Genomic DNA, 19,502 nt, shown 5'->3' on the forward strand with positions numbered 1-19,502 from the left:
TGAACGGAGGTGGCGATGCAGCCGGACGTCGTGGTCATGGGCGCGGGCATCATCGGGGCCGCGTGCGCCCAGGCCCTGAAGGCGCGCGGCCTCGGTGTGCTCGTCGTCGACCGCCACGGACCGGCGTCGGGCACCAGCTCGGCCGGTGAGGGCAACGTGCTGGTCAGCGACAAGGAGCCCGGCCCGGAGCTCGACCTCGCCCTGGCGAGCCGCGACCTGTGGCCGGAACTCGCGGACGACGCCGAGTGGGAGGAGAAGGGCGGACTCGTCGTCGCCACGACCTCGGGGGCCGTCGTCCCGCTGCAGGCCTTCGCCGCCGCCCAGCGCGCGGCGGGCGTCGACGCCTGCGAGATCACCGCGGCGGACGCGCTGGCCCGCGAGCCGCACCTCAACCCGGAGATCACCGCCGCCGTCCACTACCTGCAGGACGCCCAGCTCAACCCGGTCAAGGCGACCCGGACCCTGCTGCGCGGCATCGAGGTCAGGCGCACCGAGGTGTCCACGACGGACGGACGGAGCGTGACGACTACGGACGGCGTGATCAGCTGCGGCGCGGTCGTCAACGCCACCGGCCCGTGGGCCGGGAACTTCGGCGTCAACGTGCTGCCCCGGCGTGGCGTCGTGCTGGTGACGACGCCGATCCCCGGCACGATCCGGCACAAGGTCTACGACGCGGACTACGTCGGCGCCGTCGCGAGCGGCGACGCCGACCTCCAGACGTCCGGCGTGGTCGAGTCGACGCAGGGCGGTACCGTGCTGATCGGGTCGAGCCGCCAGCGCAAGGGCTTCGACGGCACGATCGAGAGCAAGGTGCTGAAAGCACTGGCGCGCAAGGCGATCGCGATGTTCCCGATGCTGACGAACGTCCCGGTCATGCGCGCGTACGGCGGCTTCCGCCCCTACGCGCCGGACCACCTGCCGATCATCGGCGAGGACCCCCGCACGCCCGGCCTGTGGCACGCCACCGGTCACGAGGGCGCGGGCGTCGGCCTCGCCCCGGCGACGGGACGCCTGCTCGCCCAGCTGCTCACCGGCGAGGACCCCCTGGTGGATCCCCGCCCGTTCCGCGTGGACCGGCCGGAGGTGTTGGTGTGAAGGTGACGTTCAACGGCCTGCCGCGCGAGGTCGCGCACGTCGCGGAGTTGTTGCCCGGCAGGTACTTCTGCGGCATCGGCGTGTGCTTCGGCTGCGTCGCGGAGATCAACGGCGTGCCCGAGGTGCGCGCGTGCCGCCACCCGCTGAGCGACGGCGACGTGATCAGGACGACGTCATGAGGATCGTGGTCGTGGGGGCGGGCCCCGCCGGGATGGCCGCCGCCCGGACCGCCGCCGACGCGGGCGCCGAGGTCGTCATGGTCGACTCGGAACCGGAGGCCGGCGGCCAGTACCTGCGCGGCCGGGCCAGGTTCAGCCACGCCGGGGTCACGCACCTCAAGAACACCGAGGCCTGGCTGGTCGAGGGCGACACGCTCCACCTGCGCGGACCGGAGCAACTGCGCTTCGACGCGCTGATCATCGCCACCGGCGCCTACGACCGCCCCCTGCCCTTCCCCGGCTGGGACGGCCCCGGCGTGATCACCGCGGGCGCCGCCCAGGCCCTCGCCAAACAGGGCGTCACGCTGGCCGAACGCGTGATCGTCGCGGGCACCGGCCCGTTCCTGCTGCCCGTCGCCACCGCGCTGCAGGACCTCGGCGCCACCCTCGTCGGCGTCTACGAGGCGTCGTCCCCCACCAGGTGGCTCCGCGAGGCCAGGGCGATCACCGCGAACCGGCACAAGATCGGTGAGCTCGCGCGTTACCGGACAGTGCTGCCACGGCTGGAAACCCGCACCGCCGTGATCGCCAAGCACGGTGACCGCGTGACGGTCGCGAAGCTCGACGGTCAGTGGCGCCCGGTCAGCCACCGCATCGTGCAGGCCGATCTCGTCTGCGTCGGCTACGGCTTCCTGCCCCGCACCGACCTCCTGCCGGACGCCCTGCGCACCGGCGACTTCTACGACGTCGACGAACACCAGCGGACGTCGGTCGGGAACGTCTTCGCGGCCGGCGAGGTCACCGGCATCGGCGGCGCCGACCTCGCCGAAGCCGAGGGCGTTGTCGCCGGAGCCGCCGCGGCGGGGCAGGAGCCACCGCGCGAGGCCGTGGAGGCCGTGCGCAGAGGCCGCCTCTTCGCCGGGGCCCTGGCCAGGGCGCACGCCGTGCAGCCGGGCTGGCGGACGTGGCTCGACCCGGACACCACCGTGTGCCGCTGCGAGAAGGTCCGCCTCGAAGACCTGACCGATGCCACGAGCATGCGCGAGCTCAAGCTCAGCAGCCGTGTCGCGATGGGCCGCTGCCAGGGCCGCATCTGCGCCCGCAACGCAGCCGACCTGACCGGCGTCCCGTTCGACGGCCAGCGCCGCGTGATCGCTGTCCCGATCCCCCTCGGCGAACTCGCCGCACTCCCGGAGGAGAAGTCATGACCGAACGCCTCGACGGCGTCATCGTCGCCACCGCGCTCCCCTACGCGGAAGACCCGAAGGCCCCGGCCGGGCTCCGTCCCGACCTGGAGAAGTTCGCCGAGCACTGCCGGTGGGTCGTCGACAGCGGCTGCCGCGGCGTCGGCCCGAACGGGTCGCTGGGCGAGTACTCGTCGCTGACCGACGCGGAACGGCGTGAGGTCGCGCAGACCGCCATCGCGGCGGTCAAGGGGCGCGGCATCGCGGTCATCGGCGTGCACGGCGTGGGCGCGCACCAGGCCCGGCACTGGGCCGAGCTCGCGGCCGAGGACGGCGCGGACGGCGTGCTGTGCCTGCCGCCGACGATGTACCGGGCCAACCGCGGCGAGGTGGTGCACCACTTCCGCGAGGTCGCGAAGGCCGGACTGCCGATCATGGTCTACAACAACCCGATCGACACCAAGGTCGACCTGACGCCGGACCTGCTGGCCGAGCTCGGCCAGATCGAGAACGTCGTGGCGGTCAAGGAGTTCTCCGGCGACGTCCGGCGGGTGCTGGAGATCCGCGCGGCCGCCCCGCACCTCACCGTCGTGGCGGGTGCGGACGACGTCGTGCTGGAAAGCCTGCTGATGGGCGCGACGGGCTGGTTCGCGGGCTACCCCAACGTGTTCCCGGCCGAGAGCAAGCAGCTGTTCGACCTGGCGCTGGGGGGCAGCCTCGACGAGGCGCGGGCGTTGTACGAGAAGCTCGTGCCGGCGTTCCGCTGGGACTCGCGCACCGAGTTCGTGCAGGCCATCAAGCGTTCGATGGACTACGTCGGCCGCTATGGCGGTCCGTGCCGTCCCCCGCGCGGCCCGCTGAGCCCCGAGCAGCTCGCCCAGGTCGACGCGGACATGAAGCTGGCGACGTCGTGAGGTTCTCCAAGTACTTCAGCGCCGTCGACTCGCACACCGAGGGCATGCCGACGCGGGTGATCACGGGCGGGGTCGGCGTGATCCCCGGTGAGACCATGGCCGAGAAGCGGCTGAACTTCATCAAGAACCACGACCACGTCCGCAAGCTGCTGGTCAACGAACCGCGCGGCCACGCGGCCATGAGCGGTGCCATCCTGCAGCCCTCGACCCGCCAGGACGCGGACTGGGGCGTGCTGTTCATCGAGGTCTCCGGCCTGCTGCCGATGTGCGGGCACGGCACGATCGGCGTCGCGACGGTTTTGGTCGAGACCGGCATGGTCGAGATGACAGAACCTGTCACGACCGTGCGCCTGGACACCCCGGCCGGGCTGGTGCTCGCCGACTACGACACCCGCACGAAGCTCGTGACGATCCGCAACGTCCCGGCGTACGCGCACGAACTGGACGCCGTGGTGACCGTGCCCGGCCTCGGCGAAGTGCGGTACGACATGGCGTACGGCGGCAACTTCTACGCGATCGTGCCGCTCGCGGACCTCGGCATTCCGTTCGACCGCGCGGAGAAGGACCGGATCCTGGCCGCCGGACTGTCCATCATGGACGAGATCAACGCGGTGAACCGGCCGGTGCACCCCGTGGACGCGGCGATCGGCGGGTGCAAGCACGTCCAGTTCGTCGCACCCGGCCAGGACGGGGCCCACTCGCGCAACGCGATGGCGATCCACCCCGGCTGGTTCGACCGATCACCCTGCGGCACGGGCACTTGCGCACGGATGGCCCAGCTGCACGCCCGCGGCGAGCTCGGCATCGGCGAGGACTTCGTGAACGAGTCGTTCATCGGCACGAGGTTCGTCGGCCGGCTGCTGGAGGAGGTCGCGCTCGGCGACCGCACGGCCGTCGTGCCCACGGTGGCCGGGCGGGCGTGGATCACCGGCATGGGCCAGTACCTCCTGGACGAGACCGATCCGTTCCCGGAGGGGTTCGCGCTGTAGTCAGGCCGCCGAGCTCTGTCACTAGAGTCAAGTGCGTGACAACGACGCCCAGTCTGGAAGCGCTGCTGCGCATCGGACCGTTCCACTCGGCGCTGCGCGCGGCCATCCGCCGGCGCGGCCTGACGCTGGAACGGCTCCGGCTGCGCCTGGGGCAGCAGGACGTGGCGGTCGCGCTGTCGACGCTGAGCGACTGGCAGCAGGGCCGGGTGCGGCCGGTCTCCCCGAAGTCGCTCAGGGCCGTGGCGGTGCTGGAGGAACTGCTGGACGTGCCACCCCGCTCGTTGCTGACCCTGCTGGAGCACACCGGCCCGAGCGGCTGGCCGGACGTCGTGCCCGGCATGATGCCCGGCTTCAACGCCAACGACCTGGAGATCCTGTCCCGGCACGACAGGGTCTTCGTGGACGCGGAACGGCACGCGTCCCGCGTCCACGCGCAGATGGTCGTCCGTGCGCGCAACGACGGTGTCGACAGATTCTACTCGCACTACTTCTGCGACGACTCGGTGGAGACCGCGCAGCTGCGGCAGGAGCCCGTCCGCAACTGCCGTCTCGGCCGGTCCACGCGGCACGACGCCGAGCGCGTGGTCGTCCACGAGCTGCTCTTCGACAAGCCGCTGCGGGAGGGCGAGACCTGGGTCTTCGAGTTCGTCGCGCACGACGCCACGCGGATCGACAGCATCGAGTACGCGCACGGCGTGCGCTGCTTCCTCGCGCAGAGCCTGATCGAGGTGCACTTCGACCCGGCTGCGCTGCCCGTCGACCCGCACGTGTACCTGCAGGACTGGGAGGAGCGGGAACCGCACCGGATCATCGACCTGGTGCCGGACCACACGAACTCCGTGCACCACTTCGAGACTGATGTGTCGGTGAACTGGGTAGGTATCCGCTGGAGGTGGGCCTGATTGATCACCACTGAGTACGTGCCCGGAGCGCCGGCCTGGATCGACCTGGGCACCTCGGACGAGGCGAAGGCGGCCGAGTTCTACAGCGGCGTGCTCGGCTGGGAGTACCAGCCGCTCGACACGCCGGGCACCGGCGTCTTCACCCGCGCCGGCCGGGCGGTCGCCGGGCACGTGACCTCGCGGCCCGGCTCGTGGACCGTCCACTTCGCGGGGACCTCCCCCGCCGCGGAGGTCCGGCTGACCGATCCGCACGGTGAGGAGTTCGGCGTGTGGCAGGGCCCCGCCGGACTCGGCGCCGTGTCGGTCCCGGGGTCGCTGACGTGGCTGGAGCTCCACTCCCCCGCTCCGGCGGTGTCCGCGGACTTCTACCGCTCGCTGTTCGCCTGGGAGATCCAGGTGATCCCAGGCGCTCCTGGCCAGTTCCTGCAGCCCGCGGGCACGGCAGAGGGCCGGATGTTCGGGGCGATCGTCGCGGACTCGCAGGCCTTCTGGCTGCCGTACTTCGAGGTGGCCGATGTGGATCAGGTGGCGGCCTCGGTGCCGGTGCTCCTCGCACCCCACGACCTGGACGGAGTCGGCAGGATCGCGGTGCTCGTCGATCCGTTCGGCGCCCGGTTCGGCGTCATGTGTTCCGTTACCTCCTGAAGGCTCCCCAAAACGGGGATCGGCGGTTAGCGTGCGCAGGTGCAGTTGCCGTGGAGAGCCGCGCCCAGGGCGGCGCTGTCGAGTCCGCTCACGCTGGTCGTGAGCATCGCGACGACGTTGCTGCTGGGCTTCGTGGTGGCCGCGGCCGCCCTGCACTCCTCCGCCGCGGGCAGCGCCGCTCTGGCCTACCAGCAGAGCCGGATGTGCCCGCACTCCGTGCATCCCTCGCTGGACGGGGACGGGCTCCCGCTGTCCACAGCCGTCTCGCTGGCGGCGCGCAGTGACCTGGGCGGGGCCTACTCGCGGATCGGCAGGCCCGACTTCGGCGGCATCGCGACCTACGGCCGGTTCGGCTACCGGCCGGACGCGTTGTCGCACCTGACCGCGGTGCGGGGCGGTGGCACCGGGTTGTGGGTGCCGCAGACGATCGCGACGGCCGCCAAGGTGGAGGTCGGCGACCGGCTGACCGGGTCCTCGCTGGTGGTGACCGCGATCTACGCCGACCTCACGCAGCCCGTCGACGGCTGGTGGTGCTCCGAGGCGAAGACCGTGGTGCCGAACCCGCTGGCCGGTGACGGCGCCAGCACGTCGGTGATCTGGGTGGCCTCCGCGGACGACCTCTCCGCGCTGCCGCCGGAGTTCGCGCCGAACGCCACGGTGTCGTTGCGCTTCCCGGTTGACGCGCCCTCGACGCTCGCCGAGGCAGAAGCGTTGCGGGACAACGGCAACGCGCGGCTGGCGGCGCTCGGGCTGCCGTTGACGCGGACCGATCTGCTGTCCGGCGCGGTCGTGGCGGCGCGAACCTCGGAACGCAACGTCTCCTCCGCTCTGCTGCCGTTGGTGATCATCAGCGTGCTGGTCGGGCTCGCGGGCGTGGGCACCGTGACGGTGCAGTGGGCGCAGCGGCGGCATTCCGAGCTGCGGTTGCTGTGGGTGCGCGGGGCGAGTCCGTTGTCGCTGGGCTTCCGCGGCGTGCTGGAACTGGGGCTGCCGCTGGTCCTGGGCGGTGTGCTCGGGCTGGTGGCCGCCCGGCTGCTGCTGCCGCTGTACGCGCCGGGTGTCGTGCTGGCTCCCGGAACGCTCTGGGTGGCGCTGGGGTTCGTGCTGGCCGTGGTGGTGCTGAGCCTCGCTGTGACGGTGCTGGTGGCGTCCTGGCGCGCGCACCGGACGTTCCAGCGGCAGGCCCGTTCGCGGCGGCTCGGGCTGGTGCCGTGGGAACTGGTCGTCGCCGGGCTGGCCGTGCTCGCGTGGGTCCGGCTGTCCCACAACGGACTGGGCACGTCGCTCAAGCCCGGATCGCTGCCCCGCGTCGACGTGGCCGCGCTGGCGTTCCCCCTGCTCGTGGTGCTGGCGGCGGCGTTGCTCGCGACGCGGCTGCTGCGCTGGTCGCTGGGGTGGTCGCACCACGTGCAGTGGTGGCGGGTCCCGGCCGCGCAGCTCGCGTTGCGCCGCCTGGCCGCGGCAGCGGGACCGGTGACCGGTGTGCTGCTCGTGGGCGTGCTGGCGGTCGGCACCATCGCCGTCGGCAGCGCGGTGGCGGGCGCGCAGCAGTCGGCGCTCGACTCGAAGTCCGGTGTGTTCGTCGGCGCCAACAGCACGGTGCAGGTGTCGCAGGACGTCGCGCTGGGCCGGGTCGCGCTGCCCTCGGCGTTGCGGGGCAACACGACTCTCGTCGGGGTGAGCACGGGCGCGCTGGTCGTGGACCCGGCGACGTTCACCGACGCCGCCGTGCTGAACGACGCCGCAGAGGTGCGCTCGCTTCTCTCGGGCCTGAAGCGCACCGGCGAGGTCGCGCCCGCCCTGCGGATCGGCCGCTCGGCGAACCAGGAGATCCAGATCGCCGGCCTGCCGCTGCTCAAACCCGTGGCGGCGCTGCCGTCGTTCCCGAAGCTCGGCACCCGCGGGTACGTCCTCGCCCGTGACTCGGTGCCCGCCGTCGAGCAGGTCGGATCGTGGCACCTGTGGTCCACGCTTCCGTTGTCCGCCTTGACTTCCGCGTTGCAGGCCGATGGCATCCACTACACGAACGTCGCCGACCGGGCCCGTGTCCTCGACGGCCTGCCGTTCCTGACCGTCGAGTGGACCTTCGGCTTCGTGGCGGCGATCGGCGTCGTCCTGGCCGTGGTCGCCGCCGTGGCGCTGCTGCTGGCCGTCGAGGTCCGCCGCCGCCAGAACGCCGTCTCGGGCGCCCTGTCGACCCGCATGGGCATGCGCCCGTCCGTGCTGTGGTCGAGCCACCTCATGGAAGTGGGCGCACTGGCGTTGCTGGCCACGGGGATCGGCGTGGTGGCCTCCTTCGTGAGCGCCGGGGCGGCCGTACCGCGCCTGGACCCCGCGCCCTGGCTGAACCCGGCGCCGATGCTGCCGGACCTGCTGCCGTTGCTGGGATCGATGGTGACGTGCGGCGCGCTGGTGGTCGTCGTGGCGGCCTGGCTTGCTTTGCGCGGTGTCCGCACCGCGCGGATGGGAGAACTGCTCAGGTGATCCGTGCTTGTGGCGTAGGGGTGACCTACGGTTCCGTGCACGCCGTCGCGGACGTGTCGCTGTCGATAGCGCCCGGCCTCACCGTCCTGTCCGGTCCGTCCGGCTCGGGCAAGTCGAGCCTGCTGCGCGTCCTCTCGCTGGTCGAACGCCCCTCGCTCGGCGAGGTGTACGTCCACGACGTGCCGACCTCGTCGTTGTCGTGGTCGGAGCTGCGGGTGTTGCGGCGCAAGGAGATCGCGGTCGTCTTCCAGAACCCGGCCGACAACCTGATCTCGCACCTGACCGTGGGCGAGAACCTGCGCGCGGCCGGTGCCGCGGACTTCTCCCTGCTGGACCGGCTCGGGCTGGGCGGGTCCGCGACCTGGCGCATCGGCGCTCTTTCCGGTGGCCAGCAACAACGTCTGGCGTTCGGGTGCGCGCTCGCCCGCGGCGCGTCCGTCGTGGTGGCCGACGAACCGACCTCGCAGCTCGACGCGCGGTCGGCCGATCTCGTGCTGGAGACGCTCGGTTCGCTGCCGGTGCCGGCCGTGGTGGCGTCGCACGACCCGCGGCTGGTGGCGCTGGCGGACCTGTGCGTCCCGCTGGCCGCGTCATGATCCGGGCGGCCGGGGTGCACCGGACGTTCGGCGGTGTGTCCGTGCTGCGCGGGGTGGACCTGGAGGTCTCCTCCGGCGAGCTGGTGACCCTGAGCGGGCCGTCCGGGTCGGGCAAGACCGCGTTGCTGTCCCTGTTGTGCGGCTTCGACTTCCCGGACAGCGGATCGGTGCTGCCCGGACTCGCCTCGTGGTCCGCGTGCGCCGTTCTGCCGCAGTCGCTCGGGCTGGCCTCCGAGCTGACGCTGGAGGAGAACGTCGCCCTGCCGTTGCGGCTCGCGGGACGGGACGTGGACGGTGTCCGAGAGTTGCTGGCGGAACTGGGGATCTCCGAGCTGGGTGCCCGGTATCCGGGGCAGGTCTCGTTCGGGCAGCAGCAACGGGCGGCGCTGGCGCGGGCCGTGGTGGCGCGGCCTTCGGCGTTGCTGGCCGACGAGCCCACCGCGCACCTGGACGCCGCCAGCGCCGAGGCCGCCGTCGGACTGCTGCGGCGGGTCGCGGACGAGGGCGCCGCGGTGCTGATCGCCACTCACCACGACGCCGTGCACGCCGTCGCCGACCGGGTGCTGGTGCTCGCCGACGGACAGGTCCGCTGACGGCTTCCGGCCGGTGCTGCGGCGGGTTCTCCCCACCGCAGCGAGCAGGCCTCGGTCAGACCGCGGGCGGCCTGTCCTCGTACGGCGTGGACAGCACGACCGTCGTCCTCGTCGACACGTTCGCCGACTCCCGGATCTTCTGCAGGAGCTCCTCCAGCGCGACCGGCGAGCCGACGCGGACGCGCAGGACGTAGGAGGCGTCGCCCGCCACCGAGTAGCAGGCCTCGATCTCCGGGAGGTGCTCCAGGCGCTTCGGGTAGTCGTCCGGCTCGGCCGGGTTGATCGGGAACAGCGAGATGAACGCGGACATCGGCAGGCCGATCTCGGCGCCGTCCAGCCGGGCCGCGTAGCCCTTCACGATGCCGCGCTGTTCAAGGCGCTTCACGCGCTGATGCACGGCCGAGACGGACAGGCCCACGCGTTCGGCCAGGTCGGTGAAGCTGCACCGGCCGTCCGAGGCGAGTTCCTTCAGTATCGCTCTGTCGATCTGCTCGAGGGTCAAAGCACCACCAGGTCGTGAGGTCGGTTGTTGAAGGACTCGACGCCGTCCGGGGTGGCGACCACGATGTCCTCGATGCGGGCGCCCCAGCGGCCGGGCAGGTAGATGCCGGGCTCCACGCTGAACGCCATGCCTGCTTCGAGCGGCAGCGAGTTGCCGCTCACGATGTAGGGCTCCTCGTGCACGTCCAGGCCGATGCCGTGGCCGGTGCGGTGGACGAAGAACTCGCCGAAGCCCGCGTCCGCGATGACGGTGCGGGCGGCGGCGTCCACCTCTTCACAGGTCACGCCCGGCTTCACGGCGTCCACCGCGGCCTGCTGAGCGGCCTGCAGGACGGCGTAGGTGTCCCGGACGTCGTCGTAAGTGGGCTCGCCCATCACGTAGGTGCGGGTCGAGTCGGAGTTGTAGCCCTCGGCGACCGGGCCGCCGATGTCGATGACGACGACCTCGCCCGCCTGGACCACGCGGTCGGAGTCGCGGTGGTGCGGGGACGCGCCGTTCGGGCCGGAGCCGACGATCACGAACTCGGCGACGGTGTGGCCCTCCTCGACGATCGCGAGAGCGATGTCGTGCGCGACCTCGCGTTCGGTGCGGCCCACCCGCAGGAACTCGCCCATGCGCGCGTGGACGCGGTCGATCGCGGCGCCCGCCTTGCGCAGGGCGTCGATCTCGGCGGCGTCCTTGCGCATGCGCAGTTCGCGGATGATCGGGCCGGCCAGCGACTGCGTGCCGCCGATCGCCTGGCCGAGCTTGATGGTGTGCAGGGCCGGCATCATGTCCGCCACGGCCGTCCTGCTGCCCTTGAGCGCGGCCTTGACCAGCGCGTACGGGTCCTCGCCGTCGACCCACGTGACGACCTCGACGCCGAGCTCGTCGGTCGGGATGGCCGCGTAACCCGGCTGCTCCAGCTTCGGCACGACCAGCGTCGGCGTGCCGCCCACGGGCAGCGCGAGGCAGGTGAGGCGTTCGAAGGAGTCGCCACCGGCACCGATCAGGTACCGCAGGTCCGAACCGGGCGAGATGAGGAGGGCGTCGACGCCCGCCTGCTCGGCGGCGGCGGAAGCGCGGTCGAGCCGCGCACGCAGCGCGGACACGTCGATGGGCCCGGTGATCGTTGCCATGGCCCAAAGCCTAGTGCGTGGACGGCACCGCTCGCCGGGCGCGTTCGGCACCCGGCACGACACCTTGCTGAGCACGGAACGCGCCCGGCAGGCGTCAGGGGCCCGATCACTAGTAGCTTGTTCGCTCGTGAGCTCTCCCCTGGTGCTGCTGGACTCCGCGAGCCTCTACTTCCGGTCGTACTACGCGCTGCCGGACTCGATGACCGCGCCCGACGGCACGCCCGTCAACGCCGTGCGCGGGTTCGTCGACACGATCGCCCGCGTCATCACCGAACGCGGCGCCGCCCGCCTGGTCGCCTGCCTCGACGCCGACTGGCGCCCCGAGTTCCGGGTGAAGGCACTGCCGACCTACAAGGCGCACCGGGTCGCCCAGGACGCCACCGACGGCTCGGAGGAGGTCCCGGACACGCTGACGCCGCAGATCCCGATCATCCTCGACGTGCTCGACGCCGCCGGCATCTGCACCGCCGAGGCGGCCGGACACGAGGCCGACGACGTGATCGGCGCGCTCGCCCACCGTGAGAAGAAGTCGCCCGTCGAGGTCGTCACCGGCGACCGCGACATGTTCCAGGTCGTGCGCTTCGAGCCGACGCCCGTGCACGTCGTGTACGTCGGCCGCGGCTGGAGCAAGGCGGAGGTCCTCGGCCCCGAGGAGCTGGCCGCCAAGTACTCGCTGCCGGTCGAGAACGCGGGCTCGGCGTACGCCGACATGTCCGTGCTGCGCGGCGACCCGTCCGACGGCCTGCCGGGCGTCGCGGGCATCGGCGAGAAGACCGCGGCGAAGCTCATCACCGAGTTCGGCTCGCTCGACGCCGTCCTCGAGGCCGTGACCGACCCGATGGACCGCAAGCTCACCACCAAGGCCCGCAACGCGCTCATCGCGGCCGAGGACTACCTGGCGGTGGCGCCCGTGGTCGTCCGGACCGCGCTCGACGCCCCGGTCGTGCTGGACCGCGCCGACGACGTGCCGCGCGTGCCCGCCGACCCCGAGCGGCTGCGTGAGCTCACGCAGCGCTGGGGCCTGGGCAGTTCGGTGCCGCGCCTGGTGAACGCGATGGAGCGGCGGGCCTAGAAGAAGGTCGAGCAGAGCGGGGCGACGGGGCCGGCGAACAACGCGTCGGCCTCCGCGAACCGCGAACCCTCGATGCGCCTGGCGGCCGCGAGGTCGGAGAACTTCGTGTCACCGAGGTAGACGGCTCCGAGCAGGTCGACCGGGATCGTGATGTCGGGCTTCGCCTCGACGCGTTCGGCGCCGTCGGGCGAGACGCGGTAGCAGCCGTCGTTGGCGGGCAGCAGCCTGTCGCGCACCTCGATGACGACCGGGCCGGCGGTGCCGTAGGTGCGGGCGGCGAGCATGCGCGGCACGTCGACGAGCCGCAGCCAGATCTGGTCGTAGACGTCCTTCGTGTACACGACGCGCGGGTCCTCGAAGAGCCAGTGCAGCGGGTCGTCGAGTGCGGCGTCGACCTCGATGGTGTCGACCAGGTCCAGCCTGGTCAGGTAGATCCAGAGGTCGCGCCACGCGTCGGCGTTGGCCCACGCGAAGTCCTGGACCTCCATGTGGTGCTTGAAGTCCTTGTCCTCGGACACCTTGTAGCAGACGTAGCCGTCGTCGCCGTCCGGTCCACTGTGGACGACCATGACGCGGTTCTCGGCCTCGGTCTTGCGGTCCAGCGCCCTGGCCCACCAGCCCGGCCAGCGGGAGATCTGTCCCGGCCGGTCCAGCCCGAACCGGGCGTGCAGCTCCGGCAGCAGCTCGTCCGAGGTGTCGGGGTCGACCATCCGCACCTGTCCGGCCGGCGAGCCCGGGATCACGGCCTTGCGCGCGTCGATCCGCAGGAACCGCACTCGTCCGGCCAGGCCGTAGCCGAAACGGCCGTAGATGCGCCCCTCCGACGCCCGCAACGTCGCGACGGGTTCGGAGAGCGTCGAGAGTTGTTCGCGCATCAGGCCGCTCAGCACGCCACGACGCGTGTAGTCCGGACGCACACCCACGCGGGACACAGCCGCATGCGGCACGACCGCGCCACCGGGTACCACCATGGCGCAGGCGAACGACTGGGTCGTGCCGACCATCTCGTCGCCCTCGAACGCGGCGAGCACGCGACCGGGCTCGTAGGACGGCAGCGTCGCCGGCCACTGTTCGTCCGTGGGCGGGCCCCAGTGCATCGCCCGGCGGAAGAGCGTGTTGTGGGCGCGGTACTGCGCTTCGTCGGTGAGAACGCGGATCTCGGTCACGCCCGCGATCGTCGCTCAGGGCGGCGGCGAACGCACCTCAGTTTCCCGCGAGACGCGGAAGGCGCCTCGCAGGAGATCCTGCGAGGCGCCTTCCGGGAGGAACTGGGATCAGCCGGTGGGCTGGCCGACCTCGTACTCGCCGTCCTCGGTCTTGACGACGATCTTGACCTTCTTGTCCTTGCCGCCGACCTGCACCTTGCACTCGAACGAGGTGTTGGGCTTGACCTCGTTCTCACCGGTGCACGTCGCCGCGCCGACGTCCGAGATCTTGTACTCGTCCTTCAGGATCTGGACGACGCCCTTCTGGACCTCGGTGTTGTTGAAGATCTTCTTCTTGAAGAAGGCCGGCGACACGAAGCCGGTGAACAGCACGCCGCCCACGAGCAGGACGACGACGACCGCCGCCACCCAGATCGCGGCGCTGGACTTCTTCTTCGGCGGCATCGGCGGCCCGTAGCCAGGCTGCTGACCGTACGGGTTCGGCTGCTGCTGGCCGGGCATGCCGTACTGCTGCGTCTGCTGGCCGTACGGGTCCTGGGCAGGAGTGCCGTACGGGTTCGACTGCGGCTGCTGACCGGGCACGCCGTACTGCTGCGTCTGCTGCTGCGACGGGTCGAAACCCGGGTACGGCTGCTGCTGGCCCGGCTGGGGCTGCGGCGGGCCGTACGGGTTCTGCGCCGGGAAGCCGCCAGACGGGGTGCCGGGAGGGAAACCGCCTCCATAAGGCTGCTGCGGCGGTTGCGGCTGCTGGCCCCACGGCTGCTGCGGATCGTTCCCTCCGGACGGTCCGTACGGGCTGCTCATCAGTCGACCTCCGTGTGTACGACGTTGCGGCGAAATCCAATCACACCGTTGACGTCAGTCTTTACTCCGACTCGCAAAACCTTCGTCAGGGCCTGGTCACAACTCGGGGTCACATCATCGCCACGACTCCGTGCCGCAGCGCGTCGACGGCCTTGGCGGCGGCCGCGCCGACCGGGTCCTGGCGGCCGACGACCTCGCGGATCTGGTCCAGGAGGTCGATCACCTGCCGGCACCAGCGCACGAAGTCACCCGCTCCGAGCTCGTTGCCACCGGCCTCGGCGGCGCTCAGGACCTTCTCCAGCGACTCCCCGCGCGCCCAGCGATACACCGGCCAGGCGAAACCGGGGTCGGGCTGGCGGGTGATGCGTTCGAGCTTGAGGCGGCGCTCGTCGTCCTCGATCTCCGCCCACAGCCGCACGGTCTTGAGCATCGCGTCGGCCACCGGGCCCTGCGGCAGGCGTGCCTCGACGGGACCGTCCCGCCGCGCCTCGTAGACCAGCGACGACACGACGGCGGCGAGCTCCTCCGGCTTGAGGCCCTTCCACACGCCGTGACGGATGCACTCGGCGGCGAGCAGGTCCGACTCGCTGTAGAGCCTGGTCAGACGCTTGCCGTCGGCGGTGACCTCCTCGGACTCGCTGAGGTAGCCGCGCTCGCGCAGCAGCGCGCGGATGCGGTCGAACTGGCGCGCCAGCGAGTGCGTCGTCGCCGCGACCTTGCGCTCCAGCTGCTGGTTCTCGGCCAGCAGCCGGTGGTACCGCTCGCCCCACCGGGCGTGGTCCTCGCGCTGGTCGCAGCCGTGGCACGGGTGGGCGCGCAGGGCGCGGCGCAGCGTCGCGAGCTCGGGGTCGTCGTCCGCCGTGGTCTGCCTGCGGCCGCGCGACGGCACCGTGATGCCCGTGTTGCGGATCGTGGACGCCAGGTCTCGCCGCGACTTGGGCGAGCGCACGTCGACCTGCTTGGGCAGCCGGATGTGGCCCAGCACCTCGACCGGCGACGGGAAGTCCGCCGACGTCAGGCGGCCCGACCAGCGGTCCTCGGTGACGACCAGCGGCTTCGCCTCGCCCATCGGCTCGAGGCCGGGGTCGACGACGACGGCGAGGCCGCTGCGGCGCCCGGACGGCACCGCGATCACGTCGCCCTTGCGCAGCCGTTCGAGCGACTTGGCCGTCTCGATGCGGCGCGAGTTCGTGTTCTGCTTCGAGAGCTGCTTCTCCCGGTCACCGATGCGGCGGCGCAGTGCCGCGTACTCGGTGAAGTCGCCCAGGTGGCACGTCATCGCCTCGGTGTAGCCGGCGAGCGCCTCCTTGTTGCGCTCGATGCGGCGCGCGAGGCCCACGACCGACCTGTCCGCCTGGAACTGCGCGAACGACTGCTCCAGGATCTCGCGCGCGGACGCCGCGCCGAGCTGGTGCACGAGGTTGACGGCCATGTTGTAGCCCGGCCGGAACGACGAGCGCAGCGGGTACGTGCGGGTGGACGCGAGCCCGCCGACCGCCTTGGGGTCGATCCCCGGCTGCCAGACGACGACCGCGTGCCCCTCGACGTCGATGCCGCGACGCCCCGCACGACCCGTGAGCTGCGTGTACTCGCCCGGGGTGAGGTCGACGTGCGCCTCGCCGTTGTACTTCACGAGCTTCTCGAGCACGACCGTGCGCGCGGGCATGTTGATGCCCAGCGCGAGCGTCTCGGTCGCGAACACGACCTTGACCAGCCCGCGGACGAACAGCTCCTCGACCGTCTCCTTGAACGCGGGCAGCAGCCCGGCGTGGTGCGACGCGATGCCGCGCTCCAGCGCCTCGCGCCACTCCCAGTACCCGAGCACCGTCAGGTCGGCCTCGGGCAGGTCGCGCGTCTTCTCGTCGACGATCCGGCGGACCAGCTCGGTCTCCTCCGGCGTGTTGAGCCGCAGCCCCGCCCGCGCCGTCTGCGTGACCGCCGCGTCACAGCCCGCACGGCTGAACACGAACACGATCGCGGGCAGCAGCGACGCAGCGTCGAGCCGCTGGATCATGTCGATGCGCGACGTCGGCTTGAACCCGCTGTTGCGCGCGGGCCGCCCCGTGCCACCGCTGCGGTTGCGCCCGCGGCTGAACGGCACGTGGTACCGCACGAGCTCCTCGGTCTTGCGCAGCACCTGGGAGTTGATCCGCGCGTGCGTCTGGTCGCCCTCGAATAGGTCGAGCATCTGGTTGCCGACCATCATGTGCTGCCACAGCGGCACGGGCCGGTGCTCGTCGACCACGACGGAGGTGTCGCCGCGGACCTCGACCAGCCACTCGCCGAACTCCTCGGCGTTGCTGACCGTCGCGGACAGGCCGACCACCTGCACGTGCTCCGGCAGGTGCAGGATGACCTCTTCCCACACCGGCCCGCGGAAGCGGTCCGCGAGGTAGTGCACCTCGTCCATCACGACGTACGCGAGTCCGTCCAGAGTGGACGAACCCGAGTACAGCATGTTCCGCAGCACCTCGGTCGTCATGACGACCACGGGCGCACCGCCGTTGATGCTCGTGTCGCCGGTGAGCAGGCCGATCTTGTCCGCCCCGTACCGCGCGGTGAGGTCGGCGAACTTCTGGTTGCTCAGCGCCTTGATCGGCGTCGTGTAGAAGCACTTGCGGCCCTCGGTCAGCGCGAGGTGCACGGCGAACTCGCCCACCACCGTCTTACCGGCACCGGTGGGGGCGCAGACGAGCACTCCGTGACCGTCCTCCAGGGCCTCGCAGGCCTGGCGCTGGAACGGGTCCAGCTCGAACGAGATCACGGACAGGAAATCGGTCAGCTTGGGCCGCTGGGCGTTGCGCCGGGAGTGGGCGTAGGCCTCGGCCGGGGACCGCGAAGCACTTGACACCCCTTCAGGCTTTCACATCACACCGACAATCGCCGCCGAGATAGATTAACTTCAGGCTGCACTGAAGCTATAGAGGGCGATGTCCTTTGGACATCGCCCTCTACCTGCGGTTTCACGTCAGATGCCGACTTGGGCGGGCGGCGGTCGCGCGGCAGACGCCTGCCCGCGCAGTTCCGTCGGCCCGCGCAACCACCCTCGCAAGGCGACCATCCGCACGGCAGGCGACCCCCTCGCCGAAACCGGCGCCCGCCATCGCAACCTGACCCGCGCGGTGCCAACCGGCGCCCACCCTCACAAGGCAACCGCGCACGCAGCTCGGCGTGGCGATGCGAGGCGAGCCGTCCGGATCCTAGAAGCGCAGGGAAGCGGTTCGGGCTCCTCAACGCGATTGGGGCTTGACCTTGAGGCAGCATCCCGCCCTCAAGGTCAGCCCCATCGCAACCACCCCGCGCAGTTCCATCACGACCCGCGCAGCCACCCACGCGAGGCGATCACCCGCACGGCAGGCGCCCCCTCCGCTGGAACACCCGCCCGCAAGCCGCCCCGCACGGCCACCAGCGTCAGAACGTGCGCTGCACCCGGTCCGCCACCAGCTTCACGAACCGGGACGGGTCGGCGAGCTCGCCGCCCTCCGCCAGCAGCGCCAGCCCATGGACCAGCTCCGCGGTGTCGGCGAGCCCGTCGCGTTCGCCGGCCGCGAACGCCCTGTGCAGGCCCTCGACCAGCGGGTGCGACGGGTTGAGCTCCAGGATCCGCTTGATCTTCGGCAGCTCCTGCCCCATCGCCTTGTACATCTTCTCCAGCGTCGGGGTGATGTCGTACGAGTCGCCGACGACGCACGCCGGGGAGGTCGTCAGGCGCGACGAGAGGCGGACCTCCTTGACGCTGTCCTCCAGCTGCTCCTTCATCCACGTGAGCAGGTCGCCGTACTCCGCGGCCTTGGCCTCGTTGGCCGACTTCTCCTCGTCGGTCTCCAGGTCCACCTGGCCCTTGGCGACGGACTGGAACGTCTTGCCGTCGAAGGCGGGGACGGAGTCGACCCACATCTCGTCGATCGTGTCGGTGAGGATCAGCACCTCGTAGTCCTTGGCGCGCAGCGCTTCCAGGTGCGGCGACTTCTCGACGGCGACGCGTGAGTCGCCGGTCATGAAGTAGATGTGCTCCTGGCCTTCCTTCATCCGGGAGACGTACTCGGCCAGCGTGGTCAGCGACTCGTCGGAGTGCGTGGACGCGAAGGAGCAGACCTCCAGGATCGCGTCGCGGTTGTCCGAGTCGGAGAGCAGGCCCTCCTTCAGGGCCGCGCCGACCTCGCCCCACAGCTTCGCGTAGTCGTCCGGGCGGGTGCCCATCAGCGACTTGATCGAGGACAGCACCTTCTTGACCAGGCGGCGGCGCATCAGCTGGATCTGGCGGTCCTGCTGCAGGATCTCGCGCGAGACGTTCAGCGAGAGGTCCGCCGCGTCGACTACGCCCTTCACGAAGCGCAGGTACTCCGGCATCAGCTCGGCGCAGTCCTCCATGATGAAGACGCGCTTCACGTAGAGCTGGACGCCGCGCTTGCCGTCGCGCATGAACAGGTCCATCGGCGCCTGCGCGGGCAGGAACAGCAGGGCCTGGTACTCGAAGGTGCCCTCCGCCTGCATGCGGATGGTCTCGAGCGGCGCGTTCCAGTCGTGGCTGATGTGCCGGTAGAACTCGGCATACTCCTCCTCCGTCACCTCGGAGGCCGGGCGCGCCCACAGGGCCTTGCGCGAGTTGATGTCCTCGCCGCCCAGGCGCACCGGCCAGGTGATGAAGTCCGAGTAGCGCTTGACGATCTCGCGGATCTTCGCCGGCTCGGTGTAGTCCGGCAGGCGGTCCTCGTCGTCGGACGGCTTGAGGTGCAACGTGACCGAGGTGCCCTGGGGGGCGTCGTCCACGTCGTCGATCGTGTACGTGGCCTCGCCGGTCGACTCCCAGCGCACGCCCTTCTCGGCGTGCGGGTACTTCGTCACGAGGGTGACCTTGTCCGCCACCATGAACGACGAGTAGAAGCCGATGCCGAACTGGCCGATCAGGTCGGACGCGCTGCCGGACTGCTGTTCCTTGAGCTGCTTCAGGAACTCCGCGGTACCGGACTTCGCGATCGTGCCGATGAGCCGGACGACGTCCTCGCGCGTCATGCCGATGCCGTTGTCCCGCACCGTCAGCGTGCGCTCGGCCGGGTCGGACTCGATCACGATGTGCAGGTCGTCGACGTCGACCTGCATGTCCTTGTCGCGGAACGACTCCAGCCGCAGCTTGTCGAGCGCGTCGGAGGCGTTCGAGACCAGCTCTCGCAGGAACGTGTCCTTGTTCGAGTAGATCGAGTGGATCATCAGCTGCAGCAGCTGACGCGCCTCGGACTGAAACTCCAGCGTCTCCATGAATCCCTACCGAAAACAGTGAAA

Annotated in this window: 17 protein-coding genes; 11 read left to right on the plus strand and 6 right to left on the minus strand. The window is 71.0% G+C overall.

Annotated elements, in window-relative coordinates:
* Positions 1-15 precede the first annotated feature (15 nt).
* From DFR72_RS33125 to DFR72_RS33165, 10 genes are read left to right on the plus strand one after another with little or no spacing between them, the layout of a single operon-like run.
* Positions 16-1,095: an NAD(P)/FAD-dependent oxidoreductase gene (locus tag DFR72_RS33125; RefSeq protein WP_090070508.1), complete on the plus strand. Its 1,080-nt coding sequence runs from the start codon at positions 16-18 to the stop codon at positions 1,093-1,095.
* Positions 1,092-1,274, plus strand: coding sequence for a 2Fe-2S iron-sulfur cluster-binding protein (locus DFR72_RS33130; protein WP_090070276.1), 183 nt, complete (start codon positions 1,092-1,094; stop codon positions 1,272-1,274). The genes DFR72_RS33125 and DFR72_RS33130 overlap by 4 nt, the downstream gene beginning before the upstream one ends.
* Positions 1,271-2,461, plus strand: a complete 1,191-nt coding sequence (locus DFR72_RS33135) for an NAD(P)/FAD-dependent oxidoreductase (protein ID WP_090070275.1) — start codon at positions 1,271-1,273, stop codon at positions 2,459-2,461. Before DFR72_RS33130 ends, DFR72_RS33135 begins: the two co-directional genes overlap by 4 nt.
* A complete protein-coding gene (locus DFR72_RS33140) occupies positions 2,458-3,351 on the plus strand; it encodes a dihydrodipicolinate synthase family protein (protein ID WP_090070273.1) in 894 nt (297 codons plus the stop codon). The genes DFR72_RS33135 and DFR72_RS33140 overlap by 4 nt, the downstream gene beginning before the upstream one ends.
* Complete coding sequence (locus tag DFR72_RS33145; protein ID WP_090070272.1) at positions 3,348-4,340, plus strand: proline racemase family protein; 993 nt, start codon at positions 3,348-3,350, stop codon at positions 4,338-4,340. The genes DFR72_RS33140 and DFR72_RS33145 overlap by 4 nt, the downstream gene beginning before the upstream one ends.
* Positions 4,341-4,375: 35 nt before the next feature.
* Complete coding sequence (locus tag DFR72_RS33150) at positions 4,376-5,242, plus strand: hypothetical protein (RefSeq protein ID WP_090070270.1); 867 nt, start codon at positions 4,376-4,378, stop codon at positions 5,240-5,242.
* Positions 5,243-5,887 (plus strand): VOC family protein, encoded by a 645-nt coding sequence (locus tag DFR72_RS33155; RefSeq protein WP_090070268.1) that lies wholly within the window; start codon positions 5,243-5,245, stop codon positions 5,885-5,887. It begins immediately after the preceding gene.
* Positions 5,888-5,926: 39 nt separating this feature from the next.
* Positions 5,927-8,371 carry an ABC transporter permease gene (locus tag DFR72_RS45880; RefSeq protein ID WP_170176523.1) on the plus strand — a complete coding sequence of 815 codons (2,445 nt, stop codon included), beginning with the start codon at positions 5,927-5,929 and terminating at the stop codon, positions 8,369-8,371.
* A gap of 20 nt (positions 8,372-8,391) precedes the next feature.
* Complete coding sequence (locus tag DFR72_RS33160; protein WP_245983725.1) at positions 8,392-8,967, plus strand: ATP-binding cassette domain-containing protein; 576 nt, start codon at positions 8,392-8,394, stop codon at positions 8,965-8,967.
* Positions 8,964-9,560 carry an ABC transporter ATP-binding protein gene (locus tag DFR72_RS33165; protein ID WP_090070504.1) on the plus strand — a complete coding sequence of 199 codons (597 nt, stop codon included), beginning with the start codon at positions 8,964-8,966 and terminating at the stop codon, positions 9,558-9,560. The genes DFR72_RS33160 and DFR72_RS33165 overlap by 4 nt, the downstream gene beginning before the upstream one ends.
* A gap of 55 nt (positions 9,561-9,615) precedes the next feature.
* On the opposite strand, the gene DFR72_RS33170 is transcribed toward DFR72_RS33165, so the two are convergent.
* Positions 9,616-10,062, minus strand: a complete 447-nt coding sequence (locus DFR72_RS33170; RefSeq protein ID WP_090070266.1) for an Lrp/AsnC family transcriptional regulator — start codon at positions 10,060-10,062, stop codon at positions 9,616-9,618.
* Positions 10,059-11,180, minus strand: coding sequence for a M24 family metallopeptidase (locus DFR72_RS33175; protein WP_090070264.1), 1,122 nt, complete (start codon positions 11,178-11,180; stop codon positions 10,059-10,061). Before DFR72_RS33175 ends, DFR72_RS33170 begins: the two co-directional genes overlap by 4 nt.
* Positions 11,181-11,307: 127 nt before the next feature.
* On the opposite strand from DFR72_RS33175, the gene DFR72_RS33180 reads away from it, so the two are divergent.
* Positions 11,308-12,252 (plus strand): 5'-3' exonuclease, encoded by a 945-nt coding sequence (locus tag DFR72_RS33180; RefSeq protein WP_090070262.1) that lies wholly within the window; start codon positions 11,308-11,310, stop codon positions 12,250-12,252.
* Here DFR72_RS33180 and DFR72_RS33185 read toward each other — a convergent pair.
* The 4 genes from DFR72_RS33185 to htpG form a co-directional block, all read right to left on the minus strand.
* Positions 12,249-13,418 carry a GNAT family N-acetyltransferase gene (locus tag DFR72_RS33185; protein WP_170176525.1) on the minus strand — a complete coding sequence of 390 codons (1,170 nt, stop codon included), beginning with the start codon at positions 13,416-13,418 and terminating at the stop codon, positions 12,249-12,251. The two genes, DFR72_RS33180 and DFR72_RS33185, sit on opposite strands and share 4 nt — an antisense overlap.
* 108 nt (positions 13,419-13,526) lie before the next feature.
* Entirely contained in the window at positions 13,527-14,222 is a 696-nt protein-coding gene (locus tag DFR72_RS33190) for a DUF4333 domain-containing protein (protein WP_090070258.1), read from the minus strand.
* 109 nt (positions 14,223-14,331) lie between these two features.
* Positions 14,332-17,073 carry a DEAD/DEAH box helicase gene (locus DFR72_RS33195; RefSeq protein ID WP_090070256.1) on the minus strand — a complete coding sequence of 914 codons (2,742 nt, stop codon included), beginning with the start codon at positions 17,071-17,073 and terminating at the stop codon, positions 14,332-14,334.
* A 560-nt stretch (positions 17,074-17,633) separates the two neighbouring features.
* Positions 17,634-19,478 (minus strand): molecular chaperone HtpG, encoded by a 1,845-nt coding sequence (htpG, locus tag DFR72_RS33200; protein ID WP_090070254.1) that lies wholly within the window; start codon positions 19,476-19,478, stop codon positions 17,634-17,636.
* Between the last annotated feature and the right edge of the window lie 24 nt (positions 19,479-19,502).

It is taken from the genome of Lentzea flaviverrucosa (assembly GCF_003350445.1).
Taxonomy (GTDB): Bacteria; Actinomycetota; Actinomycetes; order Mycobacteriales; family Pseudonocardiaceae; genus Lentzea; species Lentzea californiensis.

What these genes read in the sequence shown, in the direction of transcription:
- DFR72_RS33125 (WP_090070508.1), top strand. Translation starts at nt 16, where the DNA reads ATGCAGCCGGACGTCGTGGTCATGGGCGCGGGCATCATCGGGGCCGCG.
- DFR72_RS33135 (WP_090070275.1), top strand. Translation starts at nt 1,271, where the DNA reads ATGAGGATCGTGGTCGTGGGGGCGGGCCCCGCCGGGATGGCCGCCGCC.
- DFR72_RS33140 (WP_090070273.1), top strand. Translation starts at nt 2,458, where the DNA reads ATGACCGAACGCCTCGACGGCGTCATCGTCGCCACCGCGCTCCCCTAC.
- DFR72_RS33165 (WP_090070504.1), top strand. Translation starts at nt 8,964, where the DNA reads ATGATCCGGGCGGCCGGGGTGCACCGGACGTTCGGCGGTGTGTCCGTG.
- DFR72_RS33175 (WP_090070264.1), bottom strand. Translation starts at nt 11,180, where the DNA reads ATGGCAACGATCACCGGGCCCATCGACGTGTCCGCGCTGCGTGCGCGG.
- DFR72_RS33190 (WP_090070258.1), bottom strand. Translation starts at nt 14,222, where the DNA reads ATGAGCAGCCCGTACGGACCGTCCGGAGGGAACGATCCGCAGCAGCCG.
- htpG (WP_090070254.1), bottom strand. Translation starts at nt 19,478, where the DNA reads ATGGAGACGCTGGAGTTTCAGTCCGAGGCGCGTCAGCTGCTGCAGCTG.